29 protein-coding genes are annotated in these 14,261 nt (G+C 45.5%); all 29 read right to left on the bottom strand.

Annotation, left to right across the window (positions count from 1 at the left end; translation table 11 throughout):
* Positions 1–14: 14 nt before the first annotated feature.
* On the bottom strand, positions 15–383 hold the full coding sequence (gene rpsM, locus BLU30_RS12650; RefSeq protein ID WP_090246908.1) for a 30S ribosomal protein S13: 369 nt from the start codon (positions 381–383) through the stop codon (positions 15–17).
* Positions 384–560: 177 nt separating this feature from the next.
* A complete protein-coding gene (gene rpmJ, locus BLU30_RS12645; RefSeq protein ID WP_090246905.1) occupies positions 561–674 on the bottom strand; it encodes a 50S ribosomal protein L36 in 114 nt (37 codons plus the stop codon).
* Positions 675–687: 13 nt separating this feature from the next.
* Positions 688–915 carry a translation initiation factor IF-1 gene (gene infA / locus BLU30_RS12640; RefSeq protein ID WP_090246904.1) on the bottom strand — a complete coding sequence of 76 codons (228 nt, stop codon included), beginning with the start codon at positions 913–915 and terminating at the stop codon, positions 688–690.
* A gap of 3 nt (positions 916–918) precedes the next feature.
* Positions 919–1,227 (bottom strand): KOW domain-containing RNA-binding protein, encoded by a 309-nt coding sequence (locus tag BLU30_RS12635; protein WP_090246903.1) that lies wholly within the window; start codon positions 1,225–1,227, stop codon positions 919–921.
* Positions 1,228–1,237: 10 nt separating this feature from the next.
* On the bottom strand, positions 1,238–1,987 hold the full coding sequence (gene map, locus BLU30_RS12630) for a type I methionyl aminopeptidase (RefSeq protein WP_090246901.1): 750 nt from the start codon (positions 1,985–1,987) through the stop codon (positions 1,238–1,240).
* Complete coding sequence (locus BLU30_RS12625) at positions 1,988–2,641, bottom strand: adenylate kinase (protein ID WP_090246899.1); 654 nt, start codon at positions 2,639–2,641, stop codon at positions 1,988–1,990. It lies immediately after the preceding gene.
* Between the two features lie 25 nt (positions 2,642–2,666).
* On the bottom strand, positions 2,667–3,926 hold the full coding sequence (gene secY, locus BLU30_RS12620) for a preprotein translocase subunit SecY (RefSeq protein WP_090246898.1): 1,260 nt from the start codon (positions 3,924–3,926) through the stop codon (positions 2,667–2,669).
* Entirely contained in the window at positions 3,927–4,370 is a 444-nt protein-coding gene (gene rplO / locus BLU30_RS12615; RefSeq protein ID WP_090246897.1) for a 50S ribosomal protein L15, read from the bottom strand. It abuts the gene before it with no gap.
* 11 nt (positions 4,371–4,381) lie between these two features.
* Positions 4,382–4,564 (bottom strand): 50S ribosomal protein L30, encoded by a 183-nt coding sequence (rpmD, locus tag BLU30_RS12610; protein ID WP_090246895.1) that lies wholly within the window; start codon positions 4,562–4,564, stop codon positions 4,382–4,384.
* Positions 4,565–4,576: 12 nt separating this feature from the next.
* Positions 4,577–5,083 carry a 30S ribosomal protein S5 gene (gene rpsE / locus BLU30_RS12605; RefSeq protein ID WP_090246893.1) on the bottom strand — a complete coding sequence of 169 codons (507 nt, stop codon included), beginning with the start codon at positions 5,081–5,083 and terminating at the stop codon, positions 4,577–4,579.
* A 17-nt stretch (positions 5,084–5,100) separates the two neighbouring features.
* Entirely contained in the window at positions 5,101–5,469 is a 369-nt protein-coding gene (rplR, locus tag BLU30_RS12600; RefSeq protein WP_090246892.1) for a 50S ribosomal protein L18, read from the bottom strand.
* Positions 5,470–5,508: 39 nt separating this feature from the next.
* Positions 5,509–6,039 carry a 50S ribosomal protein L6 gene (rplF, locus tag BLU30_RS12595; RefSeq protein WP_090246891.1) on the bottom strand — a complete coding sequence of 177 codons (531 nt, stop codon included), beginning with the start codon at positions 6,037–6,039 and terminating at the stop codon, positions 5,509–5,511.
* A 21-nt stretch (positions 6,040–6,060) separates the two neighbouring features.
* Positions 6,061–6,459, bottom strand: coding sequence for a 30S ribosomal protein S8 (gene rpsH / locus BLU30_RS12590; RefSeq protein WP_090246889.1), 399 nt, complete (start codon positions 6,457–6,459; stop codon positions 6,061–6,063).
* Positions 6,460–6,498: 39 nt separating this feature from the next.
* A complete protein-coding gene (locus BLU30_RS12585; protein WP_090246888.1) occupies positions 6,499–6,684 on the bottom strand; it encodes a type Z 30S ribosomal protein S14 in 186 nt (61 codons plus the stop codon).
* 11 nt (positions 6,685–6,695) lie between these two features.
* On the bottom strand, positions 6,696–7,235 hold the full coding sequence (gene rplE, locus BLU30_RS12580; RefSeq protein WP_090246886.1) for a 50S ribosomal protein L5: 540 nt from the start codon (positions 7,233–7,235) through the stop codon (positions 6,696–6,698).
* 20 nt (positions 7,236–7,255) lie between these two features.
* Positions 7,256–7,582 (bottom strand): 50S ribosomal protein L24, encoded by a 327-nt coding sequence (gene rplX / locus BLU30_RS12575; protein WP_090246885.1) that lies wholly within the window; start codon positions 7,580–7,582, stop codon positions 7,256–7,258.
* Between the two features lie 12 nt (positions 7,583–7,594).
* Complete coding sequence (gene rplN / locus BLU30_RS12570) at positions 7,595–7,963, bottom strand: 50S ribosomal protein L14 (RefSeq protein ID WP_090246883.1); 369 nt, start codon at positions 7,961–7,963, stop codon at positions 7,595–7,597.
* 28 nt (positions 7,964–7,991) lie between these two features.
* Complete coding sequence (gene rpsQ, locus BLU30_RS12565; RefSeq protein ID WP_176770941.1) at positions 7,992–8,249, bottom strand: 30S ribosomal protein S17; 258 nt, start codon at positions 8,247–8,249, stop codon at positions 7,992–7,994.
* 14 nt (positions 8,250–8,263) lie between these two features.
* The gene (rpmC, locus tag BLU30_RS12560; RefSeq protein ID WP_090246880.1) at positions 8,264–8,458 is read right to left on the bottom strand and encodes a 50S ribosomal protein L29; all 195 of its coding nucleotides are present in this window, start codon (positions 8,456–8,458) and stop codon (positions 8,264–8,266) included.
* A gap of 2 nt (positions 8,459–8,460) precedes the next feature.
* On the bottom strand, positions 8,461–8,889 hold the full coding sequence (gene rplP, locus BLU30_RS12555) for a 50S ribosomal protein L16 (protein ID WP_090246879.1): 429 nt from the start codon (positions 8,887–8,889) through the stop codon (positions 8,461–8,463).
* A 17-nt stretch (positions 8,890–8,906) separates the two neighbouring features.
* Positions 8,907–9,617, bottom strand: coding sequence for a 30S ribosomal protein S3 (gene rpsC / locus BLU30_RS12550; protein WP_090246877.1), 711 nt, complete (start codon positions 9,615–9,617; stop codon positions 8,907–8,909).
* A gap of 13 nt (positions 9,618–9,630) precedes the next feature.
* Complete coding sequence (rplV, locus tag BLU30_RS12545; protein ID WP_090246875.1) at positions 9,631–9,966, bottom strand: 50S ribosomal protein L22; 336 nt, start codon at positions 9,964–9,966, stop codon at positions 9,631–9,633.
* Positions 9,967–9,988: 22 nt separating this feature from the next.
* Positions 9,989–10,267, bottom strand: coding sequence for a 30S ribosomal protein S19 (gene rpsS / locus BLU30_RS12540; RefSeq protein WP_090246874.1), 279 nt, complete (start codon positions 10,265–10,267; stop codon positions 9,989–9,991).
* 15 nt (positions 10,268–10,282) lie between these two features.
* Positions 10,283–11,116, bottom strand: coding sequence for a 50S ribosomal protein L2 (rplB, locus tag BLU30_RS12535; RefSeq protein WP_090246872.1), 834 nt, complete (start codon positions 11,114–11,116; stop codon positions 10,283–10,285).
* A 44-nt stretch (positions 11,117–11,160) separates the two neighbouring features.
* Positions 11,161–11,451, bottom strand: a complete 291-nt coding sequence (gene rplW / locus BLU30_RS12530; protein ID WP_090246870.1) for a 50S ribosomal protein L23 — start codon at positions 11,449–11,451, stop codon at positions 11,161–11,163.
* Complete coding sequence (rplD, locus tag BLU30_RS12525; protein WP_090246869.1) at positions 11,451–12,071, bottom strand: 50S ribosomal protein L4; 621 nt, start codon at positions 12,069–12,071, stop codon at positions 11,451–11,453. The genes rplW and rplD overlap by 1 nt, the downstream gene beginning before the upstream one ends.
* A gap of 23 nt (positions 12,072–12,094) precedes the next feature.
* Positions 12,095–12,727, bottom strand: coding sequence for a 50S ribosomal protein L3 (gene rplC / locus BLU30_RS12520; RefSeq protein ID WP_090246867.1), 633 nt, complete (start codon positions 12,725–12,727; stop codon positions 12,095–12,097).
* 57 nt (positions 12,728–12,784) lie between these two features.
* Positions 12,785–13,093, bottom strand: coding sequence for a 30S ribosomal protein S10 (gene rpsJ / locus BLU30_RS12515; protein ID WP_090246866.1), 309 nt, complete (start codon positions 13,091–13,093; stop codon positions 12,785–12,787).
* A gap of 321 nt (positions 13,094–13,414) precedes the next feature.
* Positions 13,415–13,822 (bottom strand): LytTR family DNA-binding domain-containing protein, encoded by a 408-nt coding sequence (locus BLU30_RS12510; RefSeq protein ID WP_090246864.1) that lies wholly within the window; start codon positions 13,820–13,822, stop codon positions 13,415–13,417.
* Positions 13,823–14,261 lie beyond the last annotated feature (439 nt).

Below are 14,261 nucleotides of genomic sequence, written 5' to 3'. Positions count from 1 at the left end.
ACCTCCATTAGGATTTATTTACTCTTTCTACCAACGGTCTTCTTCGGACCCTTACGTGTACGGGCGTTGGTCTTGGTTTTCTGTCCACGGACAGGCAGTCCACGACGGTGGCGCATCCCACGATAAGAGCCAATTTCGATGAGTCGCTTGATGTTCAAATTAACTTCACGACGAAGATCCCCTTCAACGGTATACTTTTCATCGAGAATCCCACGGAGGGCGTTAATTTCGCCTTCAGTCAAATCTTTAACCCGGGTATCCGGATTGATGTTTAATTCTGCTAAAATCTGATTGGAAGTTGATCTCCCAATCCCATAGATGTAAGTTAAGCCAATTTCTACCCGCTTATCACGTGGTAAATCGACCCCGGCAATTCTTGCCATACAGTGTGTACCTCCTAAAAGTAAATAGTCATGTAAATATGACCTGGAACCCTAGATAGAAGTGATGTTTTCCTAGTTCCATGTCCGGTGCGCAACTGCGCACGCCTCTTTATGTAATCGGTATGGAGTTTGCCGCGGCCATACCGGCTGCTTTTGCATTCCTGCAAGGATCTTACATTAACCCTGTTTCTGTTTGTGTTTGGGATTTTCACAAATCACCATGACACGGCCGTTTCTTTTGATGATCTTACACTTTTCGCACATTGGCTTAACGGATGGTCTGACCTTCATGTTCGTTCCTCCTTCAGGATTTGCCCTTTCCTCGCCATACGATCCGCCCTCGGGTCAGATCATACGGAGACAATTCCAGGTTCACTTTGTCCCCGGGTAAGATTCGAATATAATTCATCCGAAGCTTCCCGGAAATATGGGCAGTGATTTGATGCCCATTCTCTAATTCTACTAGAAAAATCGTATTAGGTAAAGCCTCAATTACTTTTCCTTCGACTTCAATTACATCTTTTTTTCCCATTAATCAAACCTCCTCGTGTTCCACGTCTGCAACCGACTTATTATTGTTACTATTAAAGGGTTCCAATACTTTTCTGATTTCGGCGTTTTGCACCTTCTCGCCACTCATCAGCTTTTCTTGGATGATTGAGACGATGTGGTTGGTTTTAGCCAGGTGCTTAAGCTTCTTCCGCTTGGGATGACTAAGCTTACGCAGGTCACCATCAGCCAGAAGAACGAAGTCCTCATCAATGATCTTCACGACCAGCATGAAAAGATCTTTATCCCTGCCTGCGGTTGAACGAACCACCTGTCCTAACGTTAAATCTTTCATATCACTACCATCAAAGCATCGTTAAAATCTCAGGTTCTGACTCACCTGTTACAACGATGGTGTTTTCATAATGGGCTGATAATGAACCATCTGTAGTGACGACGGTCCAGTCATTATCCAAAACTTCGACATCATAATCCCCAACATTGACCATGGGCTCAATGGCAAGGCACATTCCCTGACATAAGCGTGGACCATGGCCTGGTTTTCCAAAATTGGGAATTGGGGGATCTTCATGCATTTCTCTGCCAATCCCATGACCGACATAATCCCGGACCACTGAGAAACCATTCGCTTCAACATAACATTGAATGGCATGAGAGACGTCTGATAAACGATACCCCTGGCGCGCAAAAGCGATGCCTTTAAAAAAGGATTCCCGGGTGACCTCCATAAGCTTTTTAGCCGTCTCCGATATGCTGCCGACCCCATGGGTACGGGCGGCATCACCGACAAAACCATTTAAGGTTGCACCAAGATCAATGGCGATAATATCACCCTCTTCCAAGCGACGATGGTCTGGAATTCCATGGACGACTTCATTATTAATCGATGCACATATGGAATTGGGAAAACCCTGATAGCCCAAAAACGTGGGCACGGCACCATTCTTTTTAAAATAATCTTCCGCCATTTTATCCAGTTCAAGGGTTGTAATCCCCGGTTTAATTGCCTCGGCCAGAAGCTCGTGACACTCTGCCACAAGACGACCGGCCATTCGCATATACTCGATATCCTGACTTGATTTTACGTTAATCATTTACTGATTACCGCCTTTAAGTGCCATTTCAATATCAGCTGCAACCGCTCCAGGGGATTGATTGCCATCAATATTGATGAGCTTATCTTTAAAGTGGTAAAAATCGACAAGGGGTGCAGATTCGGAATGATAGACCGCTAAACGTGTCTTCACTGTCTCCTCTGAATCATCTGCACGCTGCATCAGTGCTTCACCATCAATATCACAAACTCCATCGACTTTGGGCGGATTAAATGTGATATGATAGGAAGAACCGCATTTCGGGCAAACCCGCCGTCCAACAATTCGTTCGACTAAGAGTCCTTCCGGCACCTCAATGTTAACCGCGTAATCTAAAAGCTTACCGATTTTTTCATTAAAGGCACACAATGCAGAAGCCTGAGCGACCGTTCTCGGAAAGCCATCTAAAAGATAGCCGTCCTTACAATCCTCGCGGATAATGCGGTCCTCCACCAGGGCAATGACCAGTTCATCTGGAACAAGCTTGCCAGCATCCATATATGCTTTTGCCTTTTTTCCCAGTGGTGTTTCATTCTTCAAATTTTCTCTAAACAGATCTCCAGTAGAGATGTGGGGGATATTGAACTTTTCTGCAATTCCTTTTGCTTGAGTTCCCTTTCCTGCACCCGGAGGTCCTAATAATACAACTCTCATTATTCCATCTCCAAATTGTCTTGAATTATTTTAAGAATCCCTGATAGTTCCGCATTGTCATTTCTGATTCCAGCTGCTTGACTGTTTCCAGGGCAACCCCGACAATAATCAGTAAGCTGGTCCCACCGAACTGGAGGCTGACACCTCCCATGAAATTACCGACAATAATAGGGATAATGGCAATAAGTGCCAGGAAAATCCCACCAAAAAGAGTTAAGCGGTTCATAATCCGAGTGAAATACTCAACCGTCGGTTTCCCCGGTCTGATACCTGGGATATACCCCCCTTGTTTTTTAATATTATCTGCGATATCGAAGGGATTAAATGTGACCGCGGTATAAAAATAAGTAAATGCCACAATTAAAATGACATAAATAATGGTTGTTGTCGGTGTTCCCCAGGCCAAATATTTCGCAATCCACTGGCTAAAACCAGAATTTGGAAAGAACTGGGCCAAGGTCGCAGGGAATAGCGTTAGGGAGCTGGCAAAGATAATCGGGATAACACCTGCCATATTCACCCGAAGGGGAATATGTGTGCTTTGCCCACCGTACATTTTCCGCCCTACAACACGTTTTGCATATTGAACTGGAATCTTACGTTGTCCTTCAGTTACGGCAACCACCGCAACGGTAGAAACGATAATGAAGATGATCAGTAGGATCACCCCGACAATGGACAAGGTTTCAGCCTGGACATACTCATAAATCGTGCTGATGCCACTGGGAATACGAGAGATAATACTCACAAAGATAATCAGCGAAATCCCGTTCCCAATCCCATTTTCGGTTATTTCTTCTCCTAAATACATCAGAAAGGTCGTTCCTGCTGTGATACAGAGGACGACAACGAAAACGGTGAATGCTGTTTTTTCTACTAATAAATCACCATAGGATAAACTCATACCCAGGGCTTGAACAATGGCCAGTACAATGGTTAAATACCGGGTGTACTGCGCTAGCTTCTTTCGCCCTTCTTCTCCTTCTTTCTGGAGACTTTCCAGTGCTGGAATGGCAAATGCGAGTAAATTCATGATGATGGATGCGTTGATATAAGGTGTAATACCCATGGCAAAAATGGTAAAATTCCCAAAGTTACCACCAGATATGATGTTGAACAAGCCGAAGATCCCGCCGTCATTAATCAGCTTTGCCAGCTGCGTCGCATCGATATAAGGGACCGGTATGAACGATCCCAATCGATAAACGAATAGCAAAGCTAAAGTAAACAGGATTTTTTTCCTGATCTCAGGAATATTCCATGCATCCTTTAGCGTGGACAGCATTTAAATCACCTCTACCTTTCCTCCGTGGGCAATAATTTTTTCCTCAGCAGATTTACTGATCTTATTGATTTTTAAGGTTAAGGCTTTTTCAACGTCTCCCTCACCCAGGATTTTTACCCCATCCTTTAATTTACGGACGAAGCCATATTCCATGAGTAATTCAGGGGTAATGACGGTATTTTCTTCGAAGGCGTTCAGCTCACCAACATTAACAATGGCGTATTCCTTCTTGAATGGGTAATTTGAGAAGCCACGTTTAGGAAGACGTCTAGCCAAAGGCATTTGTCCCCCTTCAAAGCCCAAACGGACTCCACCACCGGAGCGGGATTTCTGACCATCTTGTCCACGGCCAGCAGTCTTTCCCTGTCCAGTCGCAGTACCGCGACCTTTTCTCTTGGTATCTTTACGAGAACCTTCTGCAGGTCTCAAGGTATGTAATTTCATTCGATGACCTCCTAAACTTCTTCAACTTCAAGCATGAAGTCGGTTTTGTGGATCATGCCGCGAATAGCAGGACTGTCTTCCACGGTCACAGAATGACCGATTTTACGCAGTCCCAGTGCCTTAATGGTTGCGCGTTGTTTAGGATTACGTCCAATCAGACTCTTTTTTAATGTGATTTTCAATTGCTTAGCCATGATACGAGCCTCCTAACCTAAAATCTCTTCAGGTCTCTTACCGCGTTTTGCAGCAACCTCTTCGACGGTTGTCAAACGGGCCAACCCTTCCATGGTTGCATTAACCATGTTGCGAGCATTGTTTGAACCCAATGATTTTGTACGGATATCAGCAATACCTGCAAGCTCACACACCGCACGGACAGGACCACCAGCGATAACACCAGTCCCTTTTCCTGCTGGTTTAAGCAGAACTCTTCCAGCACCATCCACACCTTCTACAAGATGAGGAATCGTTGTTCCAACAAGGGGAACACGGATAAGATTCTTTTTAGCGGATTCGATCCCTTTACGGATGGCATCTGGGATTTCCATTGCCTTACCTTTTCCAACCCCAACTAAGCCATTGCCATCACCGACGATGACGAGGCAGCTGAAACGGAAGTTACGACCACCCTTGACAACCTTGGTGACACGGCTGATATTAACGACTTTTTCCTGTAATTCCAGACCGCTGGCATCAATTAAATTTTGTTTCATTAAATGATCTCCCTTTCCTAGAATTTCAGGCCGGCTTCACGTGCGCCGTCTGCCAAATTTTTCACTCTACCGGTATACACATAACCACCTCTATCGAAGACAACTGCATCGATACCGGCAGCCAGAGCCTTTTTGGCAATAGATGCACCAACAGCCTTAGCGGCTTCCTTGTTGCTTCCACTTGCTAATTCGGCTTTCAGATCTTTATCCAATGTGGAAGCCGCTACCAGGGTAACACCCTTCACATCATCGATAATCTGTGCATACATATTTTGATTACTACGGAACACGTTTAATCGTGGCATTGCGGCAGTACCGGAAATCTTCCGGCGAACCCGCAAATGTTTCTTTAAACGCTGTTTATTTTTGTCGATCTTTTTAATCATGGTAAGTTCCTTTCTCCTACCTGTTAGGCATGGTTGTCATTAACCAGTCTTACCGACTTTACGTCTAATGTGTTCATCGGCATACTTGACACCATGTCCCTTGTAAGGTTCCGGTGGTCTTTTAGCGCGGATGTTGGCAGCGTGGGCACCAACCGCTTCCTTGCTGATCCCTTTAACAATAACTTTGTTCTGGGTTTCGCATACGGTTTCGACCCCTTCGGGATCTTCCATTTCCACAGGATGGGAGTAACCAAGGTTCATCACCAGGTTCTTCCCCTTCTTTTCTGCACGGTAACCGACACCGCTGATTTCAAGGACTTTCTGGAAGCCATCATGGACGCCGGTCACCATGTTGTTGATGAGTGCACGGGTTAACCCATGAAGGGATTTATGATTCTTGCTTTCAGACGGTCTCTTTACGACGACCTGGTCGCCTACTTCTATAATCATATCCGGATGTAAAGCCCTTGTCAATTCACCCTTAGGGCCCTTGACTGTGATGATGTGACCGTCTAATTTGACCTCCACACCAGCGGGAATTGCAACCGGAGCGTTTCCTACTCTAGACATTCTTGCATTCCTCCTGCTTTACTACCAAACGTAGCAGATAACTTCGCCGCCGATACCGGCTCTTCTGGCTTCTTTATCGGTTAAAACACCCTTTGATGTGGAAATAATTGCCACACCCAGACCATTTAAAACCTTTGGAATTTCATCCTTGTTTACATAGACACGCAGACCAGGTTTGGAAATTCGCTTGATCCCCGCGATGACCCGGCTTTTGTCTTCACCGTATTTCAAGGCGACCTTGATCATTCCCTGTTTGTCATCGTCGATGTATTCAACTTTTTTAATATATCCTTCTTCCAACAGAATTTCGGCAATGGCCTTTTTTTCTTTGGAAGCTGGTATTTCGACTGCTTTATGACCTGCATTGTTTGCGTTTCTGATTCTCGTCAGCATATCTGCGATTGGATCAGTCATTGTCATGCTAAGTCCCTCCTTTTTATTAGATACTCTAAATAGAATTTACCAGCTGGCTTTACGCACACCAGGGATTTCTCCCTTGTAGGCCATTTCTCTGAAACAAATTCTGCAAATACCGAATTTTCTCAGATAGGCGTGTGGTCTGCCACAAATTCTGCAGCGGTTATATTCACGAGTGGAATATTTCTGCTTTTTCTGCTGTTTTTCCTTCATTGCTTTCTTTGCCATGGGTACGCCTCCTATCTTGCGAACGGTAATCCCAGTTGAGCAAGCAGCTCGTGGGCTTCTTCGTCAGTTTTTGCAGTTGTGACGAACATGATGTCCATCCCACGGATTTGTTCGACCTTATCGTAGTCGATTTCCGGGAAGATGAGCTGTTCTTTAATCCCGAAGGCATAGTTTCCACGACCATCAAAAGCCGTGTTGGATAAGCCACGGAAGTCACGCACGCGAGGCAGCGCAATGTTGAAAAGTTTGTCACAGAATTCATTCATGCGATCACTTCTCAGGGTTACTTTTGCACCAACATTCTGGCCTTCACGGACCTTAAAGTTAGCAACGGATTTACGCGCCTTGATGATGACAGGCTTTTGGCCAGCAATGATGGCCATATCGCCAACGGCTGCTTCCAAAGCTTTGGAGTTGTCCTTGCAATCACCAAGTCCCATGTTGATGACAACCTTCACCAGCTTAGGCACTTCCATAACATTCTTATATTGGAATTTTTCTTGAAGCGCCGGAACAGCGACATTCAGATATCTTTCCTGCATTCTTGTCATTATTGTCCTCCTTCCCTGGTTTAGTTATCCAGTACAGCGCCGCATTTCTTGCAGACGCGGACTTTAGAGCCGTCTTCTTCGATCTTAACACCGGTGCGTACACCCCGGCCGCATTTATCACACATTAGAAGGACGTTGGATGCATCGATTTTGCCTTCTTCTTTGATAATGCCGCCTTGTTGCATTGCAGCGGAGGGTTTTTTATGTCTGGTGATGATGTTCGCACCTTCAACGGTCACTTTACCTTCACCAGGGAAAGCTTCCAGCACAGCGCCGGTCTTTCCTTTATCTTTTCCAGAAATCACCTGGACGATATCACCTTTTTTTACATGCATCTTATTCGCCATTTGGTCACCTCATTAAAGTACTTCTGGAGCCAAAGATACAATTTTCATAAATTTCTTATCTCTTAACTCTCTTGCAACGGGTCCGAAGATACGGGTCCCTTGCGGGTTCTTATCTTCTTTAATCAAAACAGCAGCGTTTTGATCAAATTTGATATAACTACCATCGTCACGACGGACACCACGTTTGGTACGAACGACTACTGCTTTTACGACATCGCCTTTCTTGACATCGCCACCAGGAGCCGCGCTCTTGACAGAACAGACGATGATGTCACCGATATTGGCATATCTTCTGCCTGAGCCACCGAGGACACGAATGCACAGGAGTTCCTTTGCACCGGTGTTGTCAGCAACTTTTAATCTAGTTTCCTGTTGAATCACGCGAAATACCTCCTTTTCGCAAAGCAGCCTATAAAGCTTTTTCCACGATTTCCACTAAACGCCAGTGCTTATTCTTGCTCAAAGGTCTAGTTTCCATGATCTTAACCTTATCGCCAATACCACATTGGTTTAATTCATCGTGAGCTTTAAATTTAACTGTATTTTTAACACGTTTGCTGTAAATCGGATGTTTAACGAATGTTTCAACCGCCACGACAATGGTTTTATCCATTTTGTCAGAGACGACAGTGCCGATACGTGTCTTTCTTTCATTACGTTCCATCAGCTAATCCTCCTTCGTTACGCCTGTTTTTCACGTTCAGTCAGAATCGTCTTGATACGGGCGTATGTTTTCTTGACTTCCCGGATTCGCATTGGATTTTCAAGCTGTCCGGTCGCGTGCTGGAAGCGCAGGTTGAAGAGCTCTTCCTTCAAATCGCCCAGCTTGGTCTCTAATTCATTGGTTTGTAATTCTCTTAATTCTTTAATCTTCATGCTTATTCACCCATTTCTTCCTGGTCTGCCCGAGTGATGAACTTCGTTTTAATCGGCAGTTTGTGTTGAGCAAGACGCATGGCTTCCCGAGCGGTTGCTTCATCGACGCCAGCAAGTTCGAACATGACACGGCCTGGTTTGACCACTGCCACCCAGTATTCTGGAGAACCTTTACCGGAACCCATACGGGTTTCAGCCGGTTTTGCAGTCACTGGCTTGTCTGGGAAAATTTTGATCCAAACCTTACCACCACGTTTGATGTACCGTGTCATGGCGACACGGGCTGCTTCAATCTGGTTGGATGTAATCCATGCCGGTTCAAGGGCCTGGATAGCGTAATCACCGTAAGTGATCGTGTTGCCGCGGGTGGCTTTACCCTTCATGCGGCCTCTATGTACTCTTCTGCGTTTTACGCGCTTAGGCATTAACATCTGATCGTCCTCCTTTACTATGCGTCTTTCTTAGGAGCTTTTCGACGATTTTTCTTCTTATCGTCTTCCTGTGCGGTGGTAGCGAGGATGTCTTCGCGGCCGGTTAGGATTTCTCCCTTATTGACCCAGACTTTTATTCCGAGCTTACCATAAGTGGTATCCGCTTCAGCGAAACCATAGGAAATATCTGCTCTTAATGTCTGCATGGGTACGTTGCCCTGGGCATAATGTTCTTTTCTCGCCATTTCAGCACCATTGAGACGGCCGGCAACGGCGGTTTTAATCCCCTTTGCTCCTGCACGCATGGTGCGTTGCATGGCCTGCTTCATGGCACGTCTGAAGGAAATCCGACGTTCCAGTTGCCCAGCGATATTTTCTGCGATCAGCTGTGCATCTAAATCGACGTTCTTAACTTCAACGATATTGATGAAGACGGTCTTCCCAGTCATTTTTTCAAGTTCCATACGCAGCGCTTCAATGCCTGCGCCGCCTTTTCCAATAATCATCCCCGGTTTTGCGGTGTAGATATGGATCTTCACCTTGTTGCCAAAACGTTCGATAACAATTTTGGAAATACCAGCTTGGAACTGGCTCTTCTTAATATAACCGCGGACTTTGCTATCTTCAATCAAGTTATCCGCGAAATCTTTATCATTTGCGTACCACTTTGCGTTCCAGTCTTTAATGACACCGACGCGCAAGCCGTGTGCGTTAACTTTCTGACCCAATTAAGCGTACCCCCTATTCCTGTTCTTTAAGCACTGCCGTGATGTGGGAAGTTCTCTTCTTAATGGGAAAAGCACGACCCTGCGGACCAGCCTTATATCGTTTCAGTGTTGGACCCTGATTTGCATAAATCTGATCGATATACAATGCATCTGGATTCATATTGTGGTTATTCTCTGCGTTCGCCAGGGCTGATAAGACCACCTTTTCGATGACCTTTGCTGCCTTGTTTGGTGTCAGGGCTAAAATACTTAGGGCTTCGCCAATACTTTTGCCTCTGATAAGGTCAGCAACTAATTTAGCCTTTCTGGACGAGACACGGATGTATTTTGCTGTTGCTCTTGATTCCATTTTGTATCCTCCTTTTGGCTACTTACTTAAGCTTCGACTTCTTTTCGCCTGCGTGACCACGGAAAGTCCGGGTCGGTGCGAATTCACCGAGCTTATGGCCGACCATATCTTCTGTGCAATATACCGGCACGTGTTTTCTGCCGTCATGGACGGCAATGGTATGTCCGACAAACTGTGGGAAAATTGTCGAGCTTCTCGACCAAGTCTTTAAAACTTGTTTTTCTCCCTTTTCGTTCATTACTTCTACTCGTTTTAAAAGTCTTTCTTCAACAAAAGGTCCTTTTTTTACGGATCGACTCATTCGTTCACCCTCCTACTATTTCGCGTTCCGGCGTCTTACGATAAGTTTATCGGATGCCTTATGCTTCTTACGTGTCTTGTAACCCAGAGCCGGTTTACCCCAAGGTGTCACAGGACCGGGACGACCAATGGGCGCACGACCTTCACCACCACCATGGGGATGGTCGTTCGGATTCATGACGGACCCTCTGACGGTTGGGCGGATACCCATATGGCGTTTACGGCCAGCTTTACCAATACGGACATTCTGGTGATCCAGATTGCCGACGGTTCCAATGGTTGCGCGGCATTCCATACGGACCTGACGCATTTCACCGGAAGGCAGACGTAAGGTGGCATAGTTGCCTTCCTTAGCCATGAGCTGTGCCGAGGCACCTGCGGAGCGAACCATCTGGCCGCCTTTGCCAGCCTTTAATTCCACATTATGCACCAAGGTACCAACGGGGATAAACGCCAGTGGCAAACAGTTTCCGATGGTAATATCGGCTTCTTTACCAGACACAATGGTATCACCAACTTTAAGCTTCAGGGGAGCTAAGATATACCGTTTTTCACCATCTGCGTAGTTGATCAGTGCGATATTGGCGCTACGATTTGGATCGTACTCAATACCCGCTACTTTGCCAGGTACACCATCTTTGTTACGCTTAAAGTCGATGATACGGTATTTACGCTTTGCTCCACCACCCTGGTGACGGACGGTGATCCGACCGTAAACATTACGGCCAGCTTTCGATTTAAGGGGAGCTAACAGAGACTTTTCTGGCTCCTTCTTCGTCACCTCCTCAAAGGTGTTGACGCTCATATTACGGCGTCCGGGTGACGTTGGTTTATATTTTTTAATACCCATTATTCGCAAACCTCCATTTTCATTCTGCTTATCGGGTCGTGTGTTTAGACACCTTCAAAGAACTCGATTCCCTTACTGCCAGCGGTGAGTTTAACAATCGCTTTTTTCCAGTTTGGGCGACGGCCTTCTGTTCTGCCCCGTCGTTTAACCTTGCCGTTCATATTCATGGTATAAACCTTTTCGACGGTAACATCGAAGATGGCTTCTACGGCATTCTTGATTTCGATTTTATTGGCAGTCTTTGCCACTTCGAAGGTGTATTTGTTCTGTTCACTGTCATCCATCGTCCGTTCGGAGATGATGGGACGGATGATGATATCGCGAGGATCCTTCATTATGCATATACCTCCTCAATTTTATCAAGGGCGTCCTTGGTCAGTACCAAGATATCGTATTTCAGCATGTCGTAAACATTGAGTTCAGCGACGGTTGCTGTGGCGACCTTGGGGATATTGTTTGCAGAGCGGATGACTGCTTCATCCATGTCTGCGGTGACCACCAATGCTTTAGGCGCATTTATGGCTTCTAAAACCGCCGCCATTTCCTTGGTCTTCGGTGCTTCTAATGCAAGGGCATCGACAATGCGGAGTTCATTTTCCTGCACTTTTGCAGAAAATACTGAACGCATGGCCAGGTTACGCACTTTTTTGTTAACCTTCTGGCTGTAATCCCGGGATTTTGGTGCAAAGATGACACCACCGCCACTCCATAATGGAGAACGGCTTGTACCAGCACGGGCACGCCCGGTTCCTTTTTGTCTCCAAGGCTTGCGGCCACCCCCACGTACTTCTGCACGGGTTTTGGCACTTTTTGTTCCTTGGCGTTTATTGGCCAGCTGTGCGACAACAACTTGATGCACCACTGGTTCATTGGGTTCAATTCCGAAAACACGTTCGCTCAGTTCGACATCGCCAACGACGTTTCCTTTAATATCGATAATGTCCATTTTAGGCATTTCTATTTCTCCTTTCGCTCAGACTATTTCGCTTTGACACTGGTTTTAATAGTGACCAGCGAACCCTTCGGTCCAGGAATGGCGCCCTTGATGAGAAGTGCATTGTTTTCTGCATCGATCTGGACGATTTCCAGGTTTAAGGCTGTCACATTCTTATTCCCCATCTGACCAGGCAATTTCTTACCCTTCATGACACGAGCGGGATAAGCGGAAGCACCCATGGAGCCGGGGCTTCTGTGATACTTGGAACCGTGGGCCATGGGTCCTCTATGCTGACCGTGGCGTTTGATGACACCAGCAAATCCTTTACCCTTAGACTTACCGGAAACATCAACCTTATCACCCACTTCAAAGACATCAGCTTTAACTTCCTGGCCGGGTTCATAAGCAGCGCAGTCATCCAAACGGAACTCACGGATAACACGTTTGTAGGCAACGCCATATTTATCAAAATGACCCTTTTTCGGTTTGTTGACGTTCTTGTCCTTAATTTCACCATAGGCAAACTGGACAGCTTCATAACCATCATTTTCAAGAGTTTTCTTCTGGGCAACTGTACAGGGGCCAGCTTCAACAACGGTAACAGGAATCACTGTTCCGTTCTCTGTGAAAATCTGGGTCATACCGATTTTCTTACCAATAATTGCTTTTTTCAATTTATCCTCCTAATATCATTGGATCGCAAAGCGATCATAATAAGTGGCCAAACAGGCTTATAACTTGATTTCGATATCAACGCCAGCTGGCAGGTTCAAGCGCATCAACGCATCGACGGTTTTCGGTGTCGGATTAAGGATATCGATTAACCGTTTGTGTGTACGCATTTCAAACTGTTCTCTGGAATCTTTGTACTTGTGGACAGCACGCAGGATTGTGACGATTTCTTTGTCAGTAGGCAGTGGGATGGGCCCAGACACATTCGCACCAGTCCGCTTTGCGGTCTCAACGATTCTTTCGGCGGATTGATCCAGTAATTTGTGATCAAAAGCCTTCAGTTTGATTCTAATTTTTTGTTTGCTCATACCTAAATTTTCCTCCTATTAGATGTATTCAAGCATTTAGGCACTTAGGCCACCGAACACCCTGCCGGGTGTTTCCACCTTTGGGCTTTAAAAAAGCTGCCCAATCACAGCTCGTCCAGTGGTCTTCGTCTGGCTCTATGGCCAAAACTCGCTCCTCAAGAATTACCTGAATTAGTAACAGCAACTTCTTAAATCATCGCTCTAAGTCAACCTTGTTTAGTATAAATGAAACGCCCAGCAACTGCAAGGATTTTTTCATTTTTATAGACATTCTTTATCTACATATATATTGTTTAAGATTTTATTAAGGTTTTCGGTCTCTTATACAATTGGCAGGTGATACTCCGTCATATAATTCCAGTACTTCTCATAAACTTCCTTTTTACGTTTTTTAGAAAGGGGGATAATGCGTTCATCCTTTAAAATGATTTGTGCCGAAGTCATCTCCCGGACGTAGTTGGCATTGACCACAAAAGATTGATGGGGTTGGATAAATGCGGCATGGGTTAAAAAAGGAGCGACATAATCTGAAAAAGCAGTTCGTATTTGATTCGTTGTGTATTCTTTTCCATCAATAATCCGAAAGTGAATCCGTCGGTTAATACACTCAATATCTTTTATCTCATAATAGAATAAATGGATAAGATGTTCTTTATGGGTAACAACGACAATTTGTTCGTCTTCGGAAGCCAATCCGTCTGGCTGTCCCAAATGTAATGATTGTAACATGGCGATGACTTACCTTTCCTGTATATGCTTTTTGGCAGAGCTCGATTTTAATAATTTTAGCAAAGGAAGTTTAAGTCTGAATAAACCCTGGTCTGGGTTTAAGGAGAATTTAGGGGAAGGCGGTATCCTTCGCTTCAAGGCAGCAATGCCTGATACACAATCTACAGACAGCCTGAGTCCTGTGGGACGAAGGGGAGGCAAAGTGCTTGTCCAGCATCTCCCCCAATGTAAAAAGGAGCCCTGCAGTACAGGACTCCCTAGAGCGTAGACAAAGTGGTGTAGCGCGGTTAGGGTGAGGATAAAAAAGATTCACCCCGGACCCCAGGCGCTGACGAACAAAGGGAAAGTTCTCATTCGTCAGTGCGCAAAACCTTCGGTTTTGATAGGGTTTAAGGCCGGTTAGCTTTCTTGATTTGATGAAAATCGAAACCGCCATCCC

Origin of the sequence: Eubacterium barkeri (assembly GCF_900107125.1) — a bacterium.
GTDB lineage: Bacteria > Bacillota > Clostridia > Eubacteriales > Eubacteriaceae > Eubacterium_O > Eubacterium_O barkeri.
This window is presented reverse-complemented; position numbering and strand designations above follow the sequence as displayed.